We start from the raw sequence: 24,102 nt of genomic DNA, 5'->3' as shown, positions 1-24,102 counted from the left end.
CATATATGAGTCTGCATCCGACTGACTTGACATCACCACCCGTCGCTGATGAACAGCAACAAGCCGGAGAACTGCAGGTAATGACGCCTGCCCCTCCTGCTTTGGAATTGGACGGGATCAGCCTCGTCTTCCGGAAAAGGCGAAGCTCACTCCCTGTACTGCAGGATGTATCCCTTACCGTTAAGCCGGGCGAATTTGTCTCCCTCATCGGTCCGTCAGGCAGTGGCAAAAGCACACTGTTTCACATTATCGGAGGGCTGCTCAAGCCGCAGCAGGGACGTATCCGTATGCATGGACGGGACATGACTGGTGAACGCGGGCATATCAGCTATATGCCGCAGCAGCCCGCCCTTTTCCCGTGGCGCACCACGCTGGACAACATACTGCTCGGGCAGGAAAATGCACCACGAAAGGATGCAGCAGCGGGCTCCCGATACGGCAGCGAACGTGAACGTCGAAAAGAAGCCTTGCAATGGCTCGAACAGGTTGGACTGGGCAAGTTCGCGAAGGCGTATCCGCATACGCTATCTGGTGGCATGCAGCAGCGCGCGGCCTTTCTCCGCGCCCTGCTCAGCCCACAGGAATTAATGTTGCTGGATGAGCCGTTCAGCGCACTCGATGCGCTGACACGTGCAGACATGCAGCAATGGTTATTGCGGATGTGGGAGAAGAACCGCCGCTCTGTGCTGTTCATTACCCACAGCATTGAAGAAGCGTTGCTGCTCTCCGACCGCATTTATGTGCTGTCGGCGCGACCTGCTTCAGTGATGCATGTCGTAGATGTTCCTTTTCCCCGCCCGCGTAGGGAAGAAATCACCCTGGATCCACGCTTTATGGAATGGAAACGGACCATGACTGGCTGGATGCGCGAGGAAAAGCACAAACTGGACGGCGACATGGACGCCGCTGAAAGCATCCGCAAATACACCTCGGACGACAGGGTAAACCATTATGAATGATTGGAACATGCACTCTGCATTGAGATCGAACGCGGCAGCAACTGTTCCCTTAATCGACGCGCACATTCATGTAGACAGCTACCCGCCTGAACAACAGGAGCTATTGCTCGCTTCGCTTGCCGACAACCATGTAGAAGCCATCATAGCTGTGTCCATGCATCTCGCCTCCAGTCAAGCCAACTTGCGCCTGGCTGAGCGTTGGCCCAGGCTAGTACGTCCCGCCTTCGGCTTTCATCCAGAACAGGCTCTGCCAGCACATACCGAGCTTGACCTGTTATTTGACTGGATGGACGAACATGTACAGCAGATGATCGCGGTGGGCGAAGTTGGCTTGCCCTATTACAATCGGATCGAGGCTTCACGCAGCGGAGAGCCTTTTGAGCTCGCTCCTTACATAGCACTGCTGGAGCGTTTTATCCAGTTTGCAAGCAAACATAGCAAACCCATTGTGTTGCACGCTGTTTATGAAGATGCAGACATTGCCTGCGACCTTTTGGAACGTCATGACGTCACACAAGCGCATTTTCACTGGTTTAAGGGCTCTGCCGCCACGACCAAACGTATGGCCCGGAACGGCTATTATGTCTCCTTCACACCGGATCTCCTGTACGAAGAAGAAATCCGCAGTTTGGCAAGACAGTATCCGTCTGATCAGGTCATGGCAGAGACAGACGGTCCATGGCCGTTCGAGGGTCCTTTTACCGGACAGCAGACGCATCCACGGATGACTACCGAGGTCATTCGCGCATATAGCAAGCTGACCCATCAAGATGAAGCTGCTGTCCGTCAATTATTTTATGATAATACAAGACGCTTCTACTCACTGTCTGATTCGTAAAGGCATATCTGCTATTTACTAAAAAAGATTACAACCACAACTTATAGTTAAAGCAAAGAACCTCCTTATGTACGCGAAACTTCAACATGCGTAATTAAGGAGGTTCTTATAGTTTTAAATAACACATATTTCTCAAATGCCACTTGTAAATTGCAGCATTCTTTTCGTTGCTCCATTTTTATTGCTTCAAGAAACCCTTCTGTTCCAAAAATGGCTTCAACTGCAAGCGCGCTGGTTCGGTCAGTCTCGTGGCCATTTGCTCAGACCAAGGTGTAGAGCGTTGACCGCCCGTACGTTCCTTCAAATATTCGGCTGATGTGTGGTCGTATACCTCTACAGCTTTCATCGTTTGGTTTTTGTCATAACCGTTCATATGCAACACACCGGACAGTGGAAGACGTGGACGCAAGCCCGTTTCCTGATCCGGTACACCAATGCACATACCGAACACTGGATATACCAGCTCTGGCAAGCCTAATAACTCGGATACCTCTGCTATTTTAGTACGAATGCCCCCGATGTAAACGATGCCCAAGCCGAGTGATTCAGCGGCCACCGCTGCATTTTGTGCAGCTAACGCAGCATCAATGGTTGCAACCGTATAATTTTCGACGGATCCTTCATAGGAAGGCTGGCCTGGCTGATGATGAATCGTCACCTGCTTCAAACGATACAGGTCTGCGCACCATACTAGAAATGTCGGGCACTGCTCAACGTAAGCCTGCCCTCCTGCCAACTCGGCCAGTTTTGTTTTTAATGATGGCTCGGTAACGGCAATAACGGTATATGCCTGCACATTGCTGGACGAGGATGCCATTTGGCCAGCTGCCACAATAGCTGCGAGCTGCTCGTCGGTAATGGGGTCTGACTTGAATTTCCGCACAGACCGATGGTTCATCAACAAGGAAATCGTATCATTCATGACTGCTTCACTCCTAATCCATAATATAAGCTCTTTATCTGCTTCAAGCTGTGAGTACACGAAAAGGTTCTTGCATGCTTGCATGGCACTCTTACAAATATTATGAAACTTTCGCGAATGATAAGCAACCTGACGCGATGAAGAATGACTGCATGAATTAAATAAATGAAAAACACAACAAAAAAGCAAGTACGCACAAAGCAAAATTGTGCGTACTTGCTCTAATTACAAAAATGATATCGCTGCAAATATCCAACAGCATGCATCTGCCGAATACATCAATACGTTTACAGCTTCACCCGCTGGAGACGCAGCGCATTCAGTACAACCGAAACAGAGCTGAATGCCATGGCCGCTCCGGCCAACCATGGAGCCAGAAAGCCCAAAGCAGCAATCGGAATGCCGATCACGTTATAACCGAGCGCCCAAAACAGATTTTGCCGTATGTTTGTCATGGTCCGGCGACTCATTTCGATCGCATCCGGAATGCTATTCAGGTTACCACGCATGAGAGTAATATCGGCAGCCTCCATGGCCACATCTGTACCTGTGCCCATTGCCATCCCTATATGGGCTGTAGCCAGCGCTGGCGCATCGTTAATACCGTCCCCGACCATGGCTACGATCTTGCCCTGGTCCTGAAGTCGCTTCACTTCCTCGGCCTTTCCTTCAGGCAGCACTTCCGCCAGCACCCGTTCAATTCCCGCCTCGGCGGCAACGGCCTTTGCCGTCCTTTCATTGTCACCTGTAATCATAATGACTTCAATGTTCATCGCCCGTAGACGGGCAATAGCTTCCCGTGATGTTTCTTTAATTGTATCCGCCACGGCCACTAATCCGGCATAGGAACCATCCACAGCGACAAGCATTGCCGTTTTCCCTGCGCCTTCCAGTTCATTCATTTGCTGCTCGGTTGAGTCATCCATCGTGATGCCTTCCCTGCTCATTAATCGGCGTGTGCCCACCAATACCTGCTTGCCCTCCACAGAGGCCTTCACACCATAGCCTGGAATATTTTCAAAATCCGTCGGGCCCACTAGCTCAATACCTCGATCAGCAATCCCTTTTACAATGGCTTCCGCCAGCGGATGCTCCGAGCTTTTTTCTGCCGCACCGAGCAATCGCAGCAAATCCGTTTCAGCCAGGCTGCTCGCTCTAACTATAACATCTGTCAGCTCTGGTTTGCCGTTCGTAACCGTACCTGTCTTATCCAAAATCACTGCGTTGACGGAACGGGTCATTTCCAAATGCTCGCCGCCCTTGAACAAAATACCGTATTCAGCAGCACGTCCCGATCCTGCCATAATGGACGTTGGGGTGGCCAATCCAAGCGCACAAGGACAAGCAATGACGAGAACTGCAATCATTTTCTCCAGTGATCCTGCAAAATCCGACGGTGTCACAAGGAAAAACCAGACGAGAAATGTTATCACGGCAACAGCAACTACGATGGGGACAAAGATACCCGAGATTTGATCAGCAATCCGCTGAATCGGGGCCTTAGAGTTTTGCGCATCTTCCACGACCTTAATAATACGGGCCAACGCCGTATCACCACCCACACGCTCAGCCTGAATACGAAGTACTCCGTTTTTATTGAGCGTGGCTCCTGTGACTGGGGAACCCTCTCCTTTTTCAACCGGAAGACTCTCTCCACTTAACATGGATTCATCCACTGCCGAACGTCCATCCACGACCACACCATCGACGGGAATTTTCTCCCCTGGGCGCACAATAAAGATGTCCTTCACACGCACTTGTTCAATCGGCAAATCTAGCTCTTGTCCATCACGTACCACACGTGCCGTTGTCGCCTGTAGGTTCATCAGGCTCTTGATCGCCTCAGACGAGCGCCCTTTGGCTACCGCCTCGAACCATTTACCGACTAGTATAAGCGTAATGAGTACCGCACTTGTCTCGTAATACAGCTCTGGCATGGTCGTGACAGGCATTCCCGCCATTCCCTCCATGGCGTCAGACGGACGCAGAGTAAGGTACAAGCTGTAAAAATAAGCCGCAGACGTACCTAGCGCAACTAATACATCCATATTCGAACTTCCATTACGAAGCGCTTTATATGCTCCCACATAAAACTGCCATCCTATGATGAACTGAATTGGTGTCGTCAGTACAAGTTGAAACCATGGATTCAAGAACAGTTCCGGCACATAAATCCATGAGGTAAAGGAAAAATGAGCCACCATCGCCCACAATAACGGTAGCGACAGCACTGCCGATATCATCCACTTCCATTTTTTACGTTGGATATCCTTACTGCGGACATCCGCAATATTGTCCTCAGCGCTCTGCGGGATCGCTCCATAGCCCAGCTGTTCAATCTTGCTTACCAAATCACTAACCGTAGTACTCCCAGCAGCATATTCCACATGGGCTGTTTCCATCGCCAAATTTACACTGGCACCTGTTACGCCTGGTATTCGGTTTAATCCTTTTTCAATTCGAGCTGCACAAGCCGCGCAAGTCATGCCCGTCACATTCAAATTGGCTTCTTCACTCACAGTTCCAAAACCAAGAGAAGCAATTTTATCGCGGAATTCTGGAATTTCCACCTGCTTGGGATCATAGGATATGGACGCCTGCTCCAAAGCCAAATTCACATTAGCCTGTGCCACGCCGTCTATTCGATTTAAACCTTTTTCAATACGGCTTGCGCAGGCTGCGCAGGACATCCCCGTAATATGAAGCGTTGTATGTTTATCACCGTCGGTCGCACGGTTTTCCATGGTAGTCCTCCTTCTACATACCCTAGTGGGGTATATTATGTTCAAAAAGAAAAAGCTCCTAATATGGAAGCTTCTCCTTCGAACAAATATGTTCTCGCATCATACAGCATCTTAATCTTAAACAACATCATAGCCTTGGTCTTCAATGGCTGTTTTCAGAGCTTCAACGCTCAGCTTGGATTCATCATATTCTACATTTACTTGTTTCGTCTCGAGGCTGACCTTGCCGGTAGCGCCTACTTTCTCCAAGGCTCCTTCTACTGCTTTCACGCAATGATTGCAGCTCATGCCTTCTACGTTCAATGTAACTTGTGCCATTTTCGTTTCCTCCTCAAGGGTACGTCCATACCCATAATGTGTATACCTGCTACTTTTAACGGATTAGCTTCTTAACCGTCACCAGCAGCTCATCAATCACTTCTTGCTCTCCTGCCTGCATGCGCTCAATGACACAGCTTTTCATATGCCCTTCCAGCAGCAGCTTGCCGACACCATTCAGGGCCGACTGAACAGCCGCAATCTGATTCAGCACATCGTCACAGTAGGTGTCCTTCTCAATCAATCCCTTAATCCCGCGAACCTGACCTTCAATACGGTTTAACCGGGATACAAGGCTGTTCTTGAATTCTGCCGAATGATGACTTTTTCTAACTGTCTTCTCTCCATCTGTTCCACAATGAGCCCCGTGGACTTCAGTGTGGGAAACAGGTTGCTCCTCAGCCATACATCAGCCTCCTGTGTGGTGTATATGCACTCATGCATTTAATATATCCTCATCATAATATACCCCCATGGGGTATGTCAACCTTCCAGAAAAGTGTCACCTTTTCGCCTTAATTTTCGTCACCGTTTCTTCTCAAGCGAATTAAACTGATCGAAATAAGGCTGAAGCAACCTCAAATGCTCCTCGTAATCTTCTCTTTCTCTTTCAGGCAAACGATCTGGATACAATACCCCATTTTCGCCCGTTATACGGGGAACATACTTGTAAAACTCCGTGAACAGAACACGGAACTTAACAAATTCATCCTTACTTAAAGCTTTTTTCGCATAGTCTAACTCGTCCTGTAAATCTATACTCTTATGGGTTTGGAATTCCTCCTGATTCAATTTATCAAAGTACGGTTCCAACTCGGCGGTTATTCGATTATACTCACGCTGTTCATCGACGCTTAAACGCTCCTTATGGAGCATCCCGTTTTTGTCCGTTATTTTAAGATTATAGGCTCCTAGTTCCTTTAGTAATTCCATAAAAACACTAAACTCTTCCTTCGACAAACGTCCCTGTGCTTGTTGGAGCTTCGATTCTACTCTTGTATATTCCTGTGCCGTCCCTCCCATTTCAATTAGCTTTTCCTGCGAGCCATACAGCGTATCAGTCAAGTAAGAGTAAGCAGCAAAGGCACCTGTCGGGATCAATAATGCCGCTACAAGAATCGTTGTCACGATATACTTTTTCATAGGTTTAGATCCTTTCCCTTTAATTCGCTCAATTTGTATCATGATATTTTCCTTTAACTCAATGGGAGGAGATAAGTGGTTATCCTCATGCTGCATCACCTTACGTAGTTCTTGCTCAAGCTTCATGGATTTTCTCCACCTTTCCGATCAGAAAATGTCCCTGCCGCTCTTTCGAACGGAGCTTTTGCAAAGCCGCGTGAATTCGTGACTTCACCGTACCTAACGGTATGTCTAAAATGTTTGCGATTTCCTCTTGGGAATACTCATGCAAATAGTGCAATACAATCACCTGTTTTAGCTTGAACGATAGCTGCTGAACTGCTTGGAGCAATACATGATTTGCAACCTTGTCCACTATTTCCTCAGAAAAATCAAACGCTGCATGATGCTCCAGACTCTCAGCCTTACTTGTGATTCGCATCCTCATCCATCTTTTTCTCCGATACGCCCGAATTTGACGCATAACAATCCCCATCAGCCAAGGTTGAAAAGATCTATTTGTATCAAATGTCTCCAGTGATTTATACACCTGTATATAAATTTCCTGAACCACATCATCAACGTCTGCCTTTTCCTCCAACAGAAAATGCACTGATTTATAGACCGTATGAATCGTGTAATCATAGAGCTCCTTATAAGCTTCGCGGCTGCCAGCCAGTGTCTCTGCAACAAGCATTGTCATCTGATCATCCTGTGCCAATCTGACCACCTCCTTGCACTGTTCGATCCTAATCTCCTCCTCTCTTTCGGCTCATACTCTATATTGGAAGGAACGGGGAATATCGTTCGATTTTTTTGTCTCAATAACAGGGAGACAGGGTATGGTCGGTTTTGTATTAGGTAAATTGTTCTTTCGTTTAATTCCGACCATACTGATCCTGCTGTTTATTTGATTTGCATTCTAATTCACAAACCTTCTCGTATGTACTTAAAACAGACACCCCTCCCCGCGAGGGAAGCCGAAGATATCTCGATTGTAAAACGATAAAAAAACACCCATGGTCTGAAGTGGTTCATGCATCAGTCCATGGGTGTTTTCAGTTCAAATTGCCCTATTTTAAGCCTTCGCTCGTGCTTCCTTGGCAAGTACAATAAAGCTTAACAGCGCACCAAGCTCTGCTATAGCAATCACAACCGCCATCGGTACGGGGGTTGTTCCACTACCCAAGCCCACCAACGGTGAAGCGATGGAGCCAAGCAATAGAGGCAGCAAGCCAAGCATGGCGGACGCACTGCCTGCGGAACGCTGCTGACTCTGCATGGCCAGTGAAGTCGTCGTTGTACTCACAATACCTACGCAGGATACGACAAAAAACATCGGAATCAATACGGCTAACAGTTGGCCTCCGGTAAAAGCTACGGTAAGCAAGCTGATCCCGGCTACAGCCGCAATCACCAGACCTGACAAGAGCAACTGTCGCTCGCTAAATCGACCCACGAGTCTACCCGTCAACTGGGAAAACAGTACAATTCCTAAACCATTCACTGCAAAAATGATGCTATAAGTCTGGGGGGAAACCCCGAAAATATCCTGAAGCACGAAAGGCGAGCCAGCAATGTACGCAAACATCGCCCCTGTAATCAGCGCCTGTGAGAGGGCATAACCCATAAAGCGTCGATCTGCAAACAGATGACCGAGTGTTCCTAGCGTCTGCTTCAAGCCACCGGATGAACGGCGGTTCGTTGGCAACGTTTCTGGAAGACCCAATACGACGGCTATCAGCATGGCCACACCAACTACACACAGCACCATGAATACACCGCGCCAGGAAACAAAATTCAAAATGACACCGCCCAGCACAGGTGCAGCAATGGGAGCAACACCATTCACTAGCATGAGCAGTGAGAAAAAGCGTGTCAGTTCTTTGCCCGAGTACAGATCACGAGCCACAGCTCTGGAAATCACGATCCCCGCCGATCCCGTAAGCCCTTGAATAAAGCGAAGCGCAATGAGCACACCGATATTCGGCGCAAACACACATAACAGCGATGCTGCAGCGTACAGAATTAGCGAGATCACCAGCGGTCCTCTGCGACCCCTCACATCGCTAAGCGGACCAGCAACGATCTGACCAACGGCCAGTCCCAACAGACAGGCTGTCAAACTAAGCTGTGCCAGCGAAGTAGTCGTATGCAAATTGTCGGCTAATGTGGGCAGTGACGGCAAATACATATCTATGGACAAGGGTCCGAAGGCACTTAATGCACCCAGAACAAAGGCAATCCATAATATTCGTGATTTGGTCATATCTGCGGCAACCATTACCGTATTGGATAACCGGTTCATGATAATAATCATCCTTTTCACTAAAATATAAATAATGACTTCAATTTATTATGATATCATTCATTTCGTCTGGCTTCGAATAATTACACGCTAATCCGCAATTTTTTTTCAAAACTGCTATAAATCAGGCAGGAATTTACCAATTTCAGGTCGAATCACACGGTAACCAAAACAAAAAAATTGTAGAATCTGGAGAATGATAATGGTCTATGATGGAGTGCTGCTGGGTCTCATTGTAGGTCTGTTTAGAGGAGGCTGGCGGCAAGGTCTGATCCGTTTCAGTCATATTCGCCTTATAGCCGGCTGGATGTTCCCCCTGCTGCTGCTGGTGCAATTCATTATTTTTTATGCTCAGGAAAAATGGGCTTGGCTGGCAGCCATGAACGGGTATCTATTTATGGGAGTCTACGTAGTCGGCTTGATATTTCTCTGGTTGAACAGACATCATAAGGGATTCAAGCTTATTTTAATCGGCGTATTATTGAATTTTATCGTGATGGCGGTAAATGGCGGCAGAATGCCGGTCTCGTTGAGCGCTTCAGAGGTGCTGGGCCCCTATTATACAGATATGCTTAAATCCGGAAGTGTCATCTCGAAACATTACATGATGGATGCGAGCACGCGTTTATCATTGCTTGGGGACATCATCCCCCTTTCCAAGCCCTATCCCCGCACGCAGGTGATTAGTATTGGAGATGTCGTCATGAACTTCGGGATGTTCCTGTTTATCCAAAATGTGATGGTCGTGAAAAGAAATAAGGATAATCAGCAAGAAACCAATCCCCGCCACGCCTAGTTCAGACCTTATTCCAAGGAAGGGAGGGAACATTATGAAAAACTTGAAATACTCCCGTGTGATTATCAATGCTATTATCGTTGCTTCTGTCGTAATCGCTTTGACTTCCGGTTACAAAATCGGGGGCTAGTCACCGATAAGATAAAAAGGGAAGCACAGGCTCAACAAAACAGGCTGGATTCCGGCCTGTTTTTTCATGTGAAATTTTCGATTACAAAATTGTAAATTATCCCATTCACCCCTGGTAGCTTTGACATCAAGATACGACAAGGCAGGAGAAAAAATGATGAGTATATTAAAAAAGCTGCAAGAACGGGTTACCACGACGGGAATATACGTATTTTTCATGTGTATGGTAGGCCTGATCGTCCTCTTGTATACGAACCATTGGTCCTTTTTGCACTATTCAACGACAGAGTGGGTCACGATCTATTCCTTATTGGGAGCAGTTCTGATTTTGGAGCATTTTACATTCCAGTTGCCACCAGCCAGTAACAAGCAGTCCATGGATTCCTCCGTGTACCTCGCTTGTATTTTTGTGCATGGCACTGAAATTGCCATTTTGATTTTGCTGTTCAATGTGATTATTGCTGCGTTTCGGCATACAGAACTGTCCTGGTGGAAACATGCAGTCAATTTTTCCATTTACGCACTTTCCATTTTCGTATCGTCAACCGTATTCGAACTAAGCGGCGGAACGCAGGGAGCCTTAAACGAGGACCATTTTACTTCCTACCTGCTGGCATTGATCTGCTACTTTACGGTGAACACAATCACCCTCGGCATCTACTTCTATATCGCATATAAAGGGTCGTTCAATGAGCTCAAACAGGCTTTTTTGGCTGAATCCCTGCTTGTATACTTATGTACACTCATCCTGTCTTTGGTGTTGACCACGCTGATTTATTACAACGGAATTTTAGGACTTTTGCTGTTCCTGGGCCTAAGCATGCTCTTATCCCACGCGTTCAAGCAAATGTTCACGATGTATCGCGAGATTGAAGAAAAAGCCAACACGGATCGCAGAACAGGGTTGTACAATCACAGCTACTTTGAAAATACGCTTGAAGCTGAACTGAATATATCCAGATCGCAGAATACTCCCCTAAGTCTGGCGCTGATTGATATTGATGATTTCAAAAAATACAATGATCATTTCGGTCATCTCAAGGGTGATCAACTGCTGGGCTTCCTCGGTGAGTTTCTGAAAAGGGAAACGTTCGGTACTCACATTACCGTATCCCGCTATGGTGGAGAAGAATTCACTCTGCTTATGCCCGATCATACCGCTGAACAAGCTTATGAAAAAGTCAATGCTATCCGAAAAAGACTGAATGATTCCCGTTACGAGGGAGTCGAAATTTTCCCACACGGGTGCCTGTCCTTTTCCGCAGGCATTGCACAAAGCCGCATTGACATCTACGACAAATCACAGCTGGTCGATCTGGCGGACAAAGCACTGTACTACGCCAAGAAACAGGGCAAAAATATCGTTCATACACACGGCAGTCTAAATGAAGTGGAACGCGAGGTCGATCTGGGACAGGATATCCGTGATCTTGAGCAGCAGCTCAATCTGTTCTTGTACAAGGATATTAACACCTTCAAGCATTCCAAACGGGTATTCAGGTATGCAGCGGACATGAGCGATGTGCTTCAGCTCGGTCCAAAGGATAAACGGCGTTTTTTACTGGGAGCACTCATTCACGATATCGGGAAACTGGAAATTCCCTGGAATATTCTTAATAAAAAAGAGAAGCTGTCCAGCGAGGAATGGCGGATGGTACAAGCTCATGTCATGTGGGGCAAACGAATTGTCGAAGCCAACGAAAGATTCATAGATTTAGTTCCTTTTGTGGAGCTGCATCATGAACGTTATGACGGGGGAGGCTATCCGTTTGGCTTCAAGGGCGAGCAAATCCCAAGACTGTGTCGGATGCTGACAATCATCGACTCTTTTGATGCGATGACAACCGAGCGCCCCTATCAACCGACCAAAACATTCGAGGAGGCCATCGAAGAATTGCGTACTTGTTCGGGAAGCCAATTCGATCCTGAACTAACGGCTATTTTTATCCAATATATTCAACATAAGCAACCTGCTTTCACGCAGTCTATAGAAGTAGGCTTCTAATGTCTCATACACTATTCCTCTTTATCCCTACCGCGAATGAAATCCAGGCGATTTCATTCACAGTAGGGATTTTTCATAGGGATTCGCATTCTGCATGATGCTTATTATTTCAAATTTCATATAAATGTCATAATTCGTTCCATCTATTCACGCTATATGCACTATGATTAAGATAGGAATTGGTTTGTCCGTATAAAATGCTACAAATGAGGATATCCTCGCTTCAAGTAATCGAGAGAAGGTGACTTCACAGGCATGTTGTACCTGTCCAGACCAGCCCGTGCGGCTTGTCTTTTATTGCTGTGTCTCCCTCTTCTGCTCCTGTTTCCTCACTCATCGTGGGCTCATGCATTTGTCGTTGAATCCAGTCCGACCGAAAATCAGGTTTTGGACAAGTCACCTTCTCAGGTGACTATCACTTTCAACGAAGATTTGCAATCTGCCTTCATGTCCATCAAAGTGACCGATGAAACAGGCAAGCGGGTCGACACAGGAAAAGCACAGCTCAACCCAAAGCACCCATCCACCATGGAAATCCAATTGATTCCAGGGATGAAAAATGGAATTTACACCATCACTTGGAGAGCTTTGTCCGCAGATGGACATCCAGTCAATGGAGTGATTCCATTTCAAGTAGGTAGCGGTTCCAATGCGTATACCGATCAAGCTACCCCTTCTGAAAGCTCTGGGACATCACGAATCGACTTAATCGCTGTCCGTTGGCTCCTTTACATAGGACTATCGCTGCTTTTTGGAGCGATTTGTTTCCGACTGTTCCTCTTACCGAGCATAAACCGAGACAAGAATCGCAGTGAGCAGAAGATGCTTAATCAGCAGCCCTCTGACACATTACCCCGTTGGACTAAGTTGCTATGGAGCGGCTATGGCATAACGTCTGCTGCCATTTTAATCAGCCTACCGCTTCAGGCGTCTTGGGATGCTGGAGTTTCCATCAGGGAGGGCTTCTCACTTCCCATTCTGGGAGAAGCGCTTCAATTTACTGGGGCAGGGAAAATCTGGTTTATCCAGATGATTCTCGTGCTGCTTCTAAGCGTAACGTTAATTTATGCGATTGATCCCAGCATTTCCAATCGCCAGCGCCGTGTATGGGGCTACAGCTCCGTTCTACTAACGCTGAGCCTCATGCTATCCAAGGCCTTTGTTGGGCATCCGGCAGCAGCTACCCATCCGGCTCCAGCCATTGTGGCAGATTTCGTCCACCTTGCAGCGTCAGCCTTTTGGATCGGCTCACTTACCGTCATGGTGGTGTGCCTGCCTGTTGCCGGATCGGAGCTGCCTGTATTCAAGCAGGCAGCTCTGCGACAAATCGCCCTGCGCCGCTTTGCTGGCTGGGGCATTGCTATGGTGGCGGCGCTACTCGCCACTGGTATTTATGGAGCGGTGCTGTACCTTCCGGCTCCCTTCATGCTGCTGAACACGTCCTATGGACTCGTTCTGCTCGGTAAAGCAGCGCTACTGCTAGTTATGCTGGTCTTTGCAGCCAGCCAGTTCCGCAGCGCTCGACAAGCGGCAGCGAGCAAACGAGCCGCCGGAGGATTGCGTGTCGAGCTGTCCGTCGGCCTGCTCGTGATGCTGTTGGCAGCGGTGCTCACTCACATGTCACCTGGCCAGGCACCTGCTGTACCGTTTGAGGAGACTCGCACTACTGGCGAATACAGCGTTACACTGGCAGTCAGCCCGAATGCTGTGGGCAGCAATGAATTTAAGGTATCCGTTCAGGATAGCAAGGGTACTGCCGTTTCAGGTATCCAGCAAGTCACATTGACGCTTACCCCAGCTGATCCTGACCAAGATCAACAGGAATTTGTTCTGCCCGTGAAGCAGCAACAGCCCTTCCGCAGTCAGGAATTGATAACCTCCGAAGGAACATGGGCGGTAAAAGTACATGCCCTGACGGCATCACTCGATGCGGTTGATGCTGAATTTACTCTGCATGTAGGCGGTAAAAAATAATTATTTTATCTAACAAGGAGCGAAATGAAGATGAATATAACGATTCAAACAGCAAAATCCAGGTTTTCCAGGCTCACAACCTCTATAGGTTTAATTGCGGCTGGTGCCTTGCTTTTTGCAGGTATGGCCAGTGCGCATGTGACGGTCAAGCCTTCCGTTTCACAACCTAATGCGTGGGAAACGTACACGTTGAAAGTGCCTGTGGAAAAAAACATTCCAACCACCAAAGTCGCTTTAAAAGTTCCTAAAGAGGTCGTTTTCAAACAATACGAGCCTGTACCGGATTGGAAGGTAGCCACCGAAAAAGACAGCTCTGGCAAAATAACCACCGTCACATGGACGTCTGAAAAAGACGGCATTCAAGCGGGACAGTACCAACGCTTCAGCTTTGTAGCACAAAATGCAGACCAGAATACCGCGGCAGCCTGGGACGCCTTTCAATATTACAGTGACGGAAGTATTGTGGAATGGACAGGCGATGAAGGAAGTAACAATCCTCATTCCATTACCAAAATTACGGCAGATGCCACACCCGAAACTTCTGCTCCTGCCGCAGACAGCGGACATGATTCGGCAGGCACCGCAGAGGGCCATGCGAGCACAGATACGGCCAAAGATAACAGCAGTGCAGCGCCGACCTCGGACAATGCTGCTGAGGCTACGCCTGCCGCTTCTGCTCCAGCCAGCTCTGCTGCACAAACAACAGCACTTGTCCTCTCGATCATCGCAGTCGTGCTTGGTGCCGCAGCAGTAGGCATTGCACTCAAGCGTCGCAAGTAATCTGAGTTACAAACAACAGAGCCTTACATGTAAAAAAGCTGGTGCCATTCATTCAGGCACCAGCTTTTTTTATCGTTATCTCATCCTATCATTTTACATTCACCTATCTATCATTTTTTTGGTAAAATGATAGAAACCTCACGATTCTAACATGATAGCATTGCAATCTATTAAGCATAGGAGATCATAGGATGAAAATCGTAAATAAGGCTCTGTTATCTAGCGTTATCTTTCTGAGTACCGCAGCGGGCATCTATAGTCCCTTGGCACAAGCGGAGGCGGGTAAGGTCAGCATCATGCTGGACGGATATCCATTGCCGTTCCCTGTACAGCCTGCCATGATGAACGGCACGACGATGGTTCCCTTTCGCGCTATTTCTGAGGCTCTGGGCATTACAGTGAAATGGGATCAAGCCAACCAAAGCATCACCGCTACCAAAGCGCAAGGCAATGCAACCAAGCAGGTGGTTCTCAAAATGGGGAGCCGCAATGCCACAGTAGATGGACAAACGGTTCAACTAACAGCAGCACCGCAAACCGTACGCGGCAGCACGATGATTCCGCTGGGCTTTTTCGGGCAACAGTTTGGAGCCACAGTGAACTGGAACCAGGGAACACGGACGGTCTCTATCACATCGCCACGTGAAGCTATGTACACTGTAGGCTTCTATGCACTGTCTTCCTTTGACCAAAAATCCAAAATACCGAATTTTAATGCCGTTGCCTTCGGCTGGAGCCGAATTGATACGAACGGACAGTTCACAACGACCGGCAAAGAATATAAATGGCCTCAAGCTGCTGGAGCTGTAACGCCCGAGTCTATTCTACAGGAGGCAGATAGCCAGGGGACTTCCCCTTACCTGATGGTTTATTCTGTCGACGGTAATCATGAGCTAACCAAGATTTTGGAAAACGCGCAGCTTCAAGAACAGACCATTTCCCAAATCGTCAGCACTGCCACCGATAAGCAGTTCAAGGGCATTACGTTAGATCTTGAAGGATTAGGCTGGAGCGGCGATAAGGCCAAAGCTCGCTCCGATTACAACGCCTTTATTAAAAAGTTATCAGCCAAAGCGCATCAAGCCGGGCTCAAGCTTACCGTCGTTCTGCATCCGCTGAATAGCTCTTACACTGGCTATGATTACAAGACGCTGGGCAATCTGGCGGACGATCTGATCATCATGGCCTATGATTACGGACAAAAATCTACGCCTGAGCCACTGGATAAAGTGGATGAAGCCATAAAGCTGGCGTTGAAGGAAACCTCGCGGGACAAGCTCATTTTGGGAATTTCAATGGGTAGCGAAAAAGACAGTACCGTTAACGCCAAGATCGGTTTAGCCAAACGTTATGACCTCAAGGGAATCGCCATCTGGCGTCTGGGTATTATTGGAGAAACGGCCTGGGCGAAGATGAACGAATCGATCGAGTTTAAATAGTGTCCATTTTGTAAAAGGAATCCGTCCTTATTCCGCCCGCTAATGATTTTCATGTGTTTTCTATGAAATCATCGGTGGGCTTTTCTCATGTCTATCTTAGCAAAAATGCTTGCCTGACTTGGAAATTGTCTCCACAGGCTCGCATCCCTGTTCTCCGTAGAAGATCCCCCAGTCTCTCATAAAATCCAGCAACGGTCTTAACGTATCCCCTAACGGGGTAAGCGAGTATTCCACACGTGGTGGGTTCTCGTTATAAATTTCACGGTGTACAATGCCATCACGCTCCAATTCGCGCAACTGCAAGGTTAGCATCCGCTGTGTAATATTAGGCAAGGTCCGTCGAATTTCATTATAGCGCCGCGGTCCTGTGGTCAAATGATATAAAATGACTCCCTTCCACTTGCCTCCAATCACCCCGACAGTTTTGGCTACCGGACATCCAAAATTAACGCTAACTGTATGTTCCATCTCCTGTGCCATGTATTCCCCTTCTTTCTACAGGATGTAGGCTAATAGCCTCAGACCTATAACAGGAACAAATATGTGCGTACTTGTTCCTTGCAAAAACTTTCTATATGATAACTATATATTCGATATTAGCTCTCATTATAGTAGCAGAAAACCCATAGAGTACCAACTAAACCCATATCAAAAGGAGTACATTTTATGTCCAATACATCAGCTAAAAAGCAGGAAATTCTGGATGCCTTTTTATTCAGACATGCCACGAAGGAATTCGCCCCCGATCGCATCATACCTGAGGAGGATTTTCAATTTATTCTCGAAACCGGACGACTTTCCCCAAGCTCCGTAGGATTTGAACCGTGGCAGTTTGTGGTCGTGCAAAATCAGGCATTGAGAGAAAAGCTGGCGGCGGTTTCCAGTGGTGGTCAAAAGCAACTTCCTGCGGCCAGCCACGTCGTCCTGATCTTGGCACGTAAGGATGTTCGTTATGATTCTCCTTACGTGGAGCACATGTATAAAGAGGTTAAGGGGATGTCTGACGAAGACTTTGCCTCCCTACCAGGCCGCTATAAGATTTTCCAGGGTGAAAACCAACGCCTGCTGGAAAACGAACGCACGTTATTTGACTGGGCCTCCAAGCAAACCTATATTGCCTTAGGCAATATGATGACAGCGGCAGCTCAGATCGGTATCGATTCCTGCCCGATTGAAGGCTTTAACTATGATCAGGTACATGCCATTTTAGAGGAAGAAGGATTGCTTGAGAACGGGCTGCTGGATATTTCAGTCATAGCCGCCTTCGGTTATCGTGCTCATGAACCCAAGCGGGAAAAATCCAGACAACCCCTGGAGAAGGTCACACGCTGGGTCCTGTAAATATTCGTCCAATACTGTTAGTCAATCTTTAAGTTTGACACAATTTGAACAGGCGGGCTTGCGATCACTCATCTTAACGATGGCCCATCGCAGCCCGCCTCTTTATTTAAAATTTTTTCTTCTACAACTGTTTGCTTATAGCCGTAGTCAAGTTATCCTATATAATAAGATGTATCTGCCTACAAAGGAGTACAGTACACGTGGAAAGATCAGAGATATTGACAAGGATTGTTATTGTCGATGATGAAGAGTTAGCTTTGGATTATATGAAGCGTCTGCTTGGCGAGTTACAAGGCATACATATTGCAGGAGCTTTTACGAATCCATTCGTGGCTAAGGACTATATTCTACTTGATGATATAGATATAGCTTTTTTGGATGTAAGACTTCCAGGGATCAGCGGAATTGAATTAGCACATCAAATTTTGGAGCACAAACCCCATATTCAGATCGTTTTTGTTACAGCCTACGATAAGTACGCTATTCAGGCCTTCGAGCTTAACGCACTGGATTATCTGCTCAAGCCGGTCACGACAGAACGTCTTATCAAAACCATGAATCGCATTCTGAAGCGTGACGATCAAGCTGCCTCCATGCCTGAGAATCAGCCTTCTGTTCTCCAGTTACAGGTTTTTCAATATGTCGTCTTTACATTACCGGATCAGCAACCCACTGTTATTCAGTGGAGGACTAAAAAGACCCAGGAGTTGTTTTTGTACTTGCTCCAAAATCATGACCAATGGGTTCGAAAATCAGCTTTGATTGAATTACTATGGCCAGAATATGAAGAAGATAAGGCCTACTCTCTTTTATATACAGCCGCTTATTACATTAGAAAAACGATAGCGCCGTATCATTCCTTTTTAGAGATTTCCAATACTAATGGCGGTTATATTTTGCACACGCAAAACGTTCTGTTAGATACAGAAAGATGGGAGTCTCTCCTGGCATCCGCTCCACAGATGAACAAGGAATCAATCCCATATTATGTAAAAATGATGGAACTTTACAAAGGGGACTATTTACAAGAATATGATTTTTGGTGGGTTGAAAGTGAACGCCAAAGGCTGCATAAAATGTGGTTATCCGTATCATTAAAAATGGCAGAATGGTATAGAGGGAACTCCCAGCCTGAAGAGGCGATCTCTATTTATGAGGGCATCTGTAGTCGTCACCCCCAAGAAGAGGAAGCCTACTGGGGATTAATGAAGACTTATGCTGAGATGTATAAAAATAGCTTAGTGATCAAATGGTATGATTTATTATCATCCGTCTTATGGGAAGAGCTTCATGAGAAGCCCAATGAACAAATTACAAATTGGTTTAAAGAGTGGCAAATGGCTCATGCCTAATTTCACGACTGGGAATCATTCTCCGTACCCGTAGAGTCCCCATTAGAAGCGTCACTTACTTCGCCTCGTTCTGTATAGAGGACCTACGGGACAGAGATATTATGTTCCTTATCTTTGTACCTGGGGAACATGGAAGCTTACCGTTGTACCCTGGTTGGGAAGACTGCTAATAGATAATCCTTTACCGTATACTTGCTTCAAACGTCGATTTGTATTCCGTAATCCAATCCCGCTATCCTGTTCTTGATGATGACTCAGCAGACGGTCCAGTTCCTCTTGACTCATACCCACACCATCATCAATGATCGCTATTTCTGTTCCATCCTCCCGCTGCTGAATACGAATGCACAATGTTCCTCCATGGATCCGATTCATGATACCATGCCTGATTGCATTTTCTGCAAGTGGCTGAATCGATAACGGTGGCAATAACAAAGATATCTGTTCGTCTACTTCCCATACAATATCTAGTCTATTGCCAAAGCGTTCCTTCTCTATATAAAGATAAGATTTCAGGAGAGCAAGCTCATATTCTAGTGATACGACTCTATCCAGATTTTGAGGGTTAAAGCTTGATCTTAAATATTTGCCGAATTCTTCAATAAGATTCACCATTCTGGTGTGATCCACATGACTTAAAGATGCAATGGTATTCAAGGTGTTAAACAAAAAATGAGGTTTGATTTGTGCCTGTAACCACGCAGCCTCCATCCAAAGCCTCTCCCTTGCGGACTTTTTAACATCAGTCAAGGCACGGACCCTTGATTTCAATTCCATAGAATCCACAGGCTTCATAATGTAATCGTTGGCCCCTGCAAGAAATCCCGTATATAAGTCCTCCTGCTGACTACGTGCTGTCAACAGCAACACAGGCAGCTCGGAAATGCTAAAGTATTCCCTCACACGCCGAGTTAACTCATAACCCGACATTTGGGGCATCATGACATCGGCTATAATTAAATCCCATTCCCGATGATCCAGCCTATGTAAGGCATCCTGGGCACTGGTTACAGTGACAAGTTCGTAAGGCTCCGACTCCGAGGCGAGAATGCCCTCTAACACCCTTAAATTGACCGGATCATCATCTACTGCGAGTATGGCAGATCGTGCAGAGCCTGCCGCAACTTGCATCACAGCTTCATTCTGTAGAGCTATAAAATCAGTACCTGCTTCTTCATCCATACATACCTGCTCGTTATCTCGTGATTCGTCTGGGGTAGGTGAGGGATCGAGCGGTAGTGTGAAAGAAAAGGTTGAGCCTTGACCAAGTTCAGAACTTACACTCAAAGATCCTCCATGAAGCTCCACCAATTGCTTGCTGATACTCAACCCAAGTCCAAGCCCATCCCCAATAACCGTCAAATGAGAGTTTCCTTGTTCATATGGATGAAATATCCGCTTTTGCGTCTCCTCATCTATCCCAACGCCAGTGTCACGCACCTGAATACTGGCCATTTCGCCTTGGATGTGTGCGTGAACGGAAATAGTCCCCTCAGCAGTATGTTTAACAGCATTGTGAAGGAGATTGAACAGGATTTGGATTACTCGGTTTTCATCCGCTAATACATTCGGAAAATCAGCAGGGATGTTAACTACCATGTTTAAAGGTTTCCCATCTGTCATGAATTGAAGCATATCCAATACACCCGAGGCTACAGCCTTGGGCTTCAGGCTTCTTTTTTCCAGAATAATATCCTTTTCACGTAGACGTGTAACATCCAGCAAATCATTCAATAATAAGGACATACGGCGACCGACCGTAACGAGCAATTGCATGTTTCTCCTGTTGGGTTCATCCAGGGCGCTGCCCTGATTCTCCAGTACGGTCTGTGCTATATTGATCATCCCATGCAGTGGATTTCGCAGCTCATGAGAGGTGTTGGCTAAAAATTCATTTTTCACCTGATCAGCGCGCTGCAATCTGTCCGACAGCCTTCTCAGTTCAGCATTCGTATTAAAAAAACGCTTGAACCAATAGGATGCAAATGCCACAAAAGCCAGCACAATATCCCAAGGGTAATAGGGGAGATCATTCGTCTTGAAAATGCCCCACAGCATGCTGGATGCAATGCTAATGGATGCTAGCAACAGAAAAACAGCCTCTTTTTGCCCTCTGAATGTTCTAAGAAAAGCAAGGGAGGGAACTGTAGCACATAGAGTAATAGCCGGTAATGCGATAAGAACCATAAGAAATGCATAAAGGCTGGATGCAGGTGCAAGTAACACCAAAATCGCAAAACAACAGTGGCCTATAAAAACAATCTGAATGATTCGGGATCGAACCAACAGAGACTGCGCCAGCTTCAGTACACACATGCCTATTCCAATATAGGAAAGGGTGGTTATCTTTAACGAAAGACCCAGATTAATGGGGAACCAGTCCAATAAAAGCTTGTCATCGTCTGTCAGGATGGATAATACCGTGCAGATTACAATTCCCGCAAAATACAGAAGCGCCTTCTTTTGTGGATTCATAAAAAATATAACGACTATATATAACCCGTGAAGCAGCAAAATAATACATACCATGATTTGCATTGCGATCGTGAAGTTGGTTCGGCTATTCACAGCATCCGCGCTTCCAAAAATGATAGGCTTCATAATTCCTCCACTAGCGGAGAAATCAAAATTGGATACTTGGATGACAATCTCAATGGCCTGCCTGTTCGCATCAAACATGGCAGAGAATGGAACGGTTGTTCCTATATGCTGTTCGACCTTGCTAGAGACCTGACCACTATGACTAATTAAACGACCGTTCACAAATATGTTGGATGCCGTACTGATCTTTCCAATCCGAAGTCCGTATAGAGTGTCCTCCGACCTGTCACTCAAAATAAGCAGCCGATAGGTTCCAACGCCATATGCCTTATGATCCACAGGAGATACTGACTCACTCCATAATCCTGGTACCTGAATGGTCTGGCGCTGCTTCTGCATAAGTAAGGATTTCAGTTCGGCAGGAGAAGATAAAGTTCCAGGATAGAACTCCCACTCCCCATTTAATGGCAGGGTCTTAATCTCCTGCAGATTCAAGCCCCTCAGATCCAGAATTCCCGCCTTGGCCCGGGGATAATCCTGATTGTGGTAATAATCAAACCACAACAAACGCAAGCCGATAATCACGATCAGAAATGACAGCGTAATTAAAAAAAAGTTCCGCTTATTCATCTACTGGTGATCCGGCACCATATATCAACGTACCGTTGCCGGGCTCTCATCTGAACCAGCAGCATTGGATGGTGACCAATCCTCATAGTTTCACAACCTTATCTACACAAATTTCATTTATTGTTCCTTAGCTTAGATTGTCCGTGCTACTCAAGCAACATACGAACCCCAGTAAGCACAATTCCAATCAGAAAACCTGTAAGCGCACCGTTAATCCGAATCCATTGTAAATCCTGCCCCAGCTTGTCCTCCATTAAAGCGATCAGTGAGGCATCATCCATTCGATTTACATTTTCTCGAACCAGATTACCAATCTGGCTATGGTTTGCTTCCACTACTCCAGTAACACCTGCTACGATCCACGAATTGATCTTGTCCAGCAGCTCCGTATTTCTCCATAAATCAGACAGCATTTGATCTAGCAAAGGTACAATGTACGCCGTTACATAACTGGCATCTTCCATGTAATCCAGCAGATTACGACGAAGCTCTTCGAGCTTATCGGATATAGCTGCATCACCTTCCCAAGAATCAATAAAGGTGTTTTTCCAGTGATTCAGCCCCTCACTGACCGTATCTTTGGCTGCCAGATGAATCAGCTGTGTGTTGAACCCATCCAGGACGGCCTGACGACGCGGATGTCCTTCATCTCGAAGCTCCGCTACGCGGTCCAGCAAAAAGTGACGAATCATCTCGCCCATACGCTCCTCATTCAAATAGCCAAGGAAAGCGTTCAGGGCAAACTGCATAAGCCCGCTCACCTGCAAGCCGCTAACAGCCTGCATCCCCAAGGTGCCTAGCGTAACCCCGGTGTCTGACCGCAGTAGCCAGGACTCCGTCTGCTCCAGCGCATAATCCAACGCCCGTTGGTCATACTTTCGCTCGCCAGCTTGCCGGGCGAGCACCTCTAGCAATGGTCCTATATCGAATTCTGTCGCCTGTCGCTTAACCCCGGTTGCGATGGCCGGGGCCAGCTCTGCCAGCGGAATCGAACGGACAAGTTGCTTGGCAAGAACATCTATAAAAGTAACCGCTTCGGGCGTACGTATTCCTTTTTCCACACTTTTCAGCACCAGCTCTGCCAGTCTAATCTCGGCAATTTTAGATGCAATACTTTCTTTATGAAGCAAATTATTCTCGACCGTGTTAACCAAGGCATCGGTCAGCTTTCCCCGATTTTTAGGGAGAAGCGCTGTGTGTGGAATCGGAATGCCCAGCGGATGACGGAATAACGCGGTTACGGCAAACCAGTCTGCCAACCCTCCTACAAGTCCGGCTTCAAAAGATCCGGCCAAAAGACGGGCCCAGCCAAATTGTTGAAAAGGTAACGTAGCAGCAAAGCCCGCTCCCATCATAACAAGTGACCAAGCTGCTGCGGTTTTTGTGTTTTTTGTTTTTCCCATCATGTACTCCTCCAAACTAACTGTAAAATTTGTTTCATTACATCTGTAGTACCATCATATCATTGCCTGTGCAGATACCAAAGGTAACCATACTCTATTGTCAACAAATTGCATGATATTTAAAATTTGCATATTAGCTTAAATTGAGTTCGCATAACCACACTTATTCATACATTTTCGTGAACAAAATCACAACAATTAAGTTACAACTATTTTCTAACAAAATGAGCCCTTTGAATCATTTTGTCGAAATATAGTCCCATTTTTCCTGAAACCTAAAGGATATACGCCTCAAAAAGTGGAATTGCAAGATTACGATATATTCATTGAGGAAATTAATTATTTCCAACCTCATTCTTTATTACATCAATTTAAGGAATGAATTCCAGAAAGACCCTATCCTTTTCAAATAGGTACTTTCTGGTTAATTTTGTTATATGATGTATAGCCTCAAATCGATACATGAATATACTTTAATGTGATAAAATAACCTTTGTAAAT

Annotated in this window: 19 protein-coding genes; 9 read left to right on the top strand and 10 right to left on the bottom strand. The window is 46.6% G+C overall.

The genetic code is table 11. The annotated features are described in order from the left end of the window. Positions 1-5: 5 nt before the first annotated feature. A complete protein-coding gene (locus tag PPM_RS02330) occupies positions 6-959 on the top strand; it encodes an ABC transporter ATP-binding protein (protein ID WP_043885862.1) in 954 nt (317 codons plus the stop codon). Next, positions 952-1,797 (top strand): TatD family hydrolase, encoded by an 846-nt coding sequence (locus tag PPM_RS02325; RefSeq protein ID WP_013369077.1) that lies wholly within the window; start codon positions 952-954, stop codon positions 1,795-1,797. Before PPM_RS02330 ends, PPM_RS02325 begins: the two co-directional genes overlap by 8 nt. Positions 1,798-1,975: 178 nt before the next feature. Here the strand turns inward: PPM_RS02325 and nfsA are convergent, their stop codons facing one another. The 7 genes from nfsA to PPM_RS02290 all read right to left on the bottom strand — a co-directional run bounded on the left by nfsA (position 1,976) and on the right by PPM_RS02290 (position 9,211). Continuing rightward, positions 1,976-2,719, bottom strand: a complete 744-nt coding sequence (gene nfsA / locus PPM_RS02320; RefSeq protein ID WP_013369076.1) for an oxygen-insensitive NADPH nitroreductase — start codon at positions 2,717-2,719, stop codon at positions 1,976-1,978. Positions 2,720-3,006: 287 nt separating this feature from the next. After that, positions 3,007-5,463, bottom strand: coding sequence for a heavy metal translocating P-type ATPase (locus PPM_RS02315; protein ID WP_013369075.1), 2,457 nt, complete (start codon positions 5,461-5,463; stop codon positions 3,007-3,009). Between the two features lie 117 nt (positions 5,464-5,580). Next, a complete protein-coding gene (locus PPM_RS02310) occupies positions 5,581-5,781 on the bottom strand; it encodes a copper ion binding protein (protein ID WP_013369074.1) in 201 nt (66 codons plus the stop codon). Between the two features lie 55 nt (positions 5,782-5,836). Next, positions 5,837-6,187, bottom strand: a complete 351-nt coding sequence (locus PPM_RS02305; RefSeq protein WP_013369073.1) for a metal-sensitive transcriptional regulator — start codon at positions 6,185-6,187, stop codon at positions 5,837-5,839. A gap of 119 nt (positions 6,188-6,306) precedes the next feature. Further along, positions 6,307-7,050, bottom strand: a complete 744-nt coding sequence (locus PPM_RS02300) for a DUF3600 domain-containing protein (protein ID WP_013369072.1) — start codon at positions 7,048-7,050, stop codon at positions 6,307-6,309. Then, complete coding sequence (locus PPM_RS02295; RefSeq protein ID WP_013369071.1) at positions 7,040-7,624, bottom strand: sigma-70 family RNA polymerase sigma factor; 585 nt, start codon at positions 7,622-7,624, stop codon at positions 7,040-7,042. Before PPM_RS02295 ends, PPM_RS02300 begins: the two co-directional genes overlap by 11 nt. 357 nt (positions 7,625-7,981) lie before the next feature. After that, a complete protein-coding gene (locus tag PPM_RS02290) occupies positions 7,982-9,211 on the bottom strand; it encodes a multidrug effflux MFS transporter (RefSeq protein ID WP_013369070.1) in 1,230 nt (409 codons plus the stop codon). Between the two features lie 202 nt (positions 9,212-9,413). Between PPM_RS02290 and PPM_RS02285 the strand changes: the two genes are divergently transcribed. The 5 genes from PPM_RS02285 to PPM_RS02265 all read left to right on the top strand — a co-directional run bounded on the left by PPM_RS02285 (position 9,414) and on the right by PPM_RS02265 (position 16,334). Beyond that, complete coding sequence (locus tag PPM_RS02285) at positions 9,414-10,007, top strand: DUF5317 domain-containing protein (RefSeq protein WP_013369069.1); 594 nt, start codon at positions 9,414-9,416, stop codon at positions 10,005-10,007. Between the two features lie 283 nt (positions 10,008-10,290). Beyond that, positions 10,291-12,141, top strand: a complete 1,851-nt coding sequence (locus tag PPM_RS02280) for a diguanylate cyclase (RefSeq protein ID WP_013369068.1) — start codon at positions 10,291-10,293, stop codon at positions 12,139-12,141. A 255-nt stretch (positions 12,142-12,396) separates the two neighbouring features. Then, positions 12,397-14,115, top strand: a complete 1,719-nt coding sequence (locus tag PPM_RS02275) for a copper resistance CopC/CopD family protein (RefSeq protein WP_013369067.1) — start codon at positions 12,397-12,399, stop codon at positions 14,113-14,115. Between the two features lie 30 nt (positions 14,116-14,145). Next, entirely contained in the window at positions 14,146-14,895 is a 750-nt protein-coding gene (locus PPM_RS02270; protein WP_013369066.1) for a YcnI family protein, read from the top strand. A gap of 191 nt (positions 14,896-15,086) precedes the next feature. Then, positions 15,087-16,334, top strand: a complete 1,248-nt coding sequence (locus PPM_RS02265; protein WP_013369065.1) for a stalk domain-containing protein — start codon at positions 15,087-15,089, stop codon at positions 16,332-16,334. A 96-nt stretch (positions 16,335-16,430) separates the two neighbouring features. Here PPM_RS02265 and PPM_RS02260 read toward each other — a convergent pair whose 3' ends face one another. Continuing rightward, entirely contained in the window at positions 16,431-16,814 is a 384-nt protein-coding gene (locus PPM_RS02260) for a winged helix-turn-helix transcriptional regulator (protein WP_013369064.1), read from the bottom strand. Between the two features lie 186 nt (positions 16,815-17,000). Between PPM_RS02260 and PPM_RS02255 the strand changes: the two genes are divergently transcribed. After that, on the top strand, positions 17,001-17,675 hold the full coding sequence (locus PPM_RS02255) for an NAD(P)H-dependent oxidoreductase (RefSeq protein ID WP_013369063.1): 675 nt from the start codon (positions 17,001-17,003) through the stop codon (positions 17,673-17,675). Between the two features lie 200 nt (positions 17,676-17,875). Next, positions 17,876-19,027: a response regulator gene (locus PPM_RS02250; protein WP_013369062.1), complete on the top strand. Its 1,152-nt coding sequence runs from the start codon at positions 17,876-17,878 to the stop codon at positions 19,025-19,027. A gap of 108 nt (positions 19,028-19,135) precedes the next feature. Here the strand turns inward: PPM_RS02250 and PPM_RS02245 are convergent, their stop codons facing one another. Both PPM_RS02245 and PPM_RS02240 read right to left on the bottom strand, forming a co-directional pair. Beyond that, positions 19,136-22,198 carry an ATP-binding protein gene (locus tag PPM_RS02245; RefSeq protein WP_013369061.1) on the bottom strand — a complete coding sequence of 1,021 codons (3,063 nt, stop codon included), beginning with the start codon at positions 22,196-22,198 and terminating at the stop codon, positions 19,136-19,138. A 146-nt stretch (positions 22,199-22,344) separates the two neighbouring features. Further along, positions 22,345-23,601, bottom strand: a complete 1,257-nt coding sequence (locus tag PPM_RS02240; RefSeq protein WP_013369060.1) for a DUF445 domain-containing protein — start codon at positions 23,599-23,601, stop codon at positions 22,345-22,347. Positions 23,602-24,102: the final 501 nt, after the last annotated feature.

This window comes from Paenibacillus polymyxa M1 (genome assembly GCF_000237325.1).
Taxonomy (GTDB): domain Bacteria; phylum Bacillota; class Bacilli; order Paenibacillales; family Paenibacillaceae; genus Paenibacillus; species Paenibacillus polymyxa_C.
The sequence above is the reverse complement of the archived record's forward strand: the minus strand, read 5'-3'. Positions and strand labels throughout refer to the sequence as shown.

Excerpts from the sequence above, each read along its gene's own strand:
- PPM_RS02330 (WP_043885862.1), top strand. The coding sequence starts at position 6 with ATGAGTCTGCATCCGACTGACTTGACATCACCACCCGTCGCTGATGAA.
- PPM_RS02325 (WP_013369077.1), top strand. The coding sequence starts at position 952 with ATGAATGATTGGAACATGCACTCTGCATTGAGATCGAACGCGGCAGCA.
- nfsA (WP_013369076.1), bottom strand. The coding sequence starts at position 2,719 with ATGAATGATACGATTTCCTTGTTGATGAACCATCGGTCTGTGCGGAAA.
- PPM_RS02315 (WP_013369075.1), bottom strand. The coding sequence starts at position 5,463 with ATGGAAAACCGTGCGACCGACGGTGATAAACATACAACGCTTCATATT.
- PPM_RS02310 (WP_013369074.1), bottom strand. The coding sequence starts at position 5,781 with ATGGCACAAGTTACATTGAACGTAGAAGGCATGAGCTGCAATCATTGC.
- PPM_RS02305 (WP_013369073.1), bottom strand. The coding sequence starts at position 6,187 with ATGGCTGAGGAGCAACCTGTTTCCCACACTGAAGTCCACGGGGCTCAT.
- PPM_RS02300 (WP_013369072.1), bottom strand. The coding sequence starts at position 7,050 with ATGAAGCTTGAGCAAGAACTACGTAAGGTGATGCAGCATGAGGATAAC.
- PPM_RS02290 (WP_013369070.1), bottom strand. The coding sequence starts at position 9,211 with ATGAACCGGTTATCCAATACGGTAATGGTTGCCGCAGATATGACCAAA.
- PPM_RS02285 (WP_013369069.1), top strand. The coding sequence starts at position 9,414 with ATGGTCTATGATGGAGTGCTGCTGGGTCTCATTGTAGGTCTGTTTAGA.
- PPM_RS02280 (WP_013369068.1), top strand. The coding sequence starts at position 10,291 with ATGATGAGTATATTAAAAAAGCTGCAAGAACGGGTTACCACGACGGGA.
- PPM_RS02275 (WP_013369067.1), top strand. The coding sequence starts at position 12,397 with ATGTTGTACCTGTCCAGACCAGCCCGTGCGGCTTGTCTTTTATTGCTG.
- PPM_RS02270 (WP_013369066.1), top strand. The coding sequence starts at position 14,146 with ATGAATATAACGATTCAAACAGCAAAATCCAGGTTTTCCAGGCTCACA.
- PPM_RS02265 (WP_013369065.1), top strand. The coding sequence starts at position 15,087 with ATGAAAATCGTAAATAAGGCTCTGTTATCTAGCGTTATCTTTCTGAGT.
- PPM_RS02260 (WP_013369064.1), bottom strand. The coding sequence starts at position 16,814 with ATGGCACAGGAGATGGAACATACAGTTAGCGTTAATTTTGGATGTCCG.
- PPM_RS02255 (WP_013369063.1), top strand. The coding sequence starts at position 17,001 with ATGTCCAATACATCAGCTAAAAAGCAGGAAATTCTGGATGCCTTTTTA.
- PPM_RS02245 (WP_013369061.1), bottom strand. The coding sequence starts at position 22,198 with ATGAATAAGCGGAACTTTTTTTTAATTACGCTGTCATTTCTGATCGTG.
- PPM_RS02240 (WP_013369060.1), bottom strand. The coding sequence starts at position 23,601 with ATGGGAAAAACAAAAAACACAAAAACCGCAGCAGCTTGGTCACTTGTT.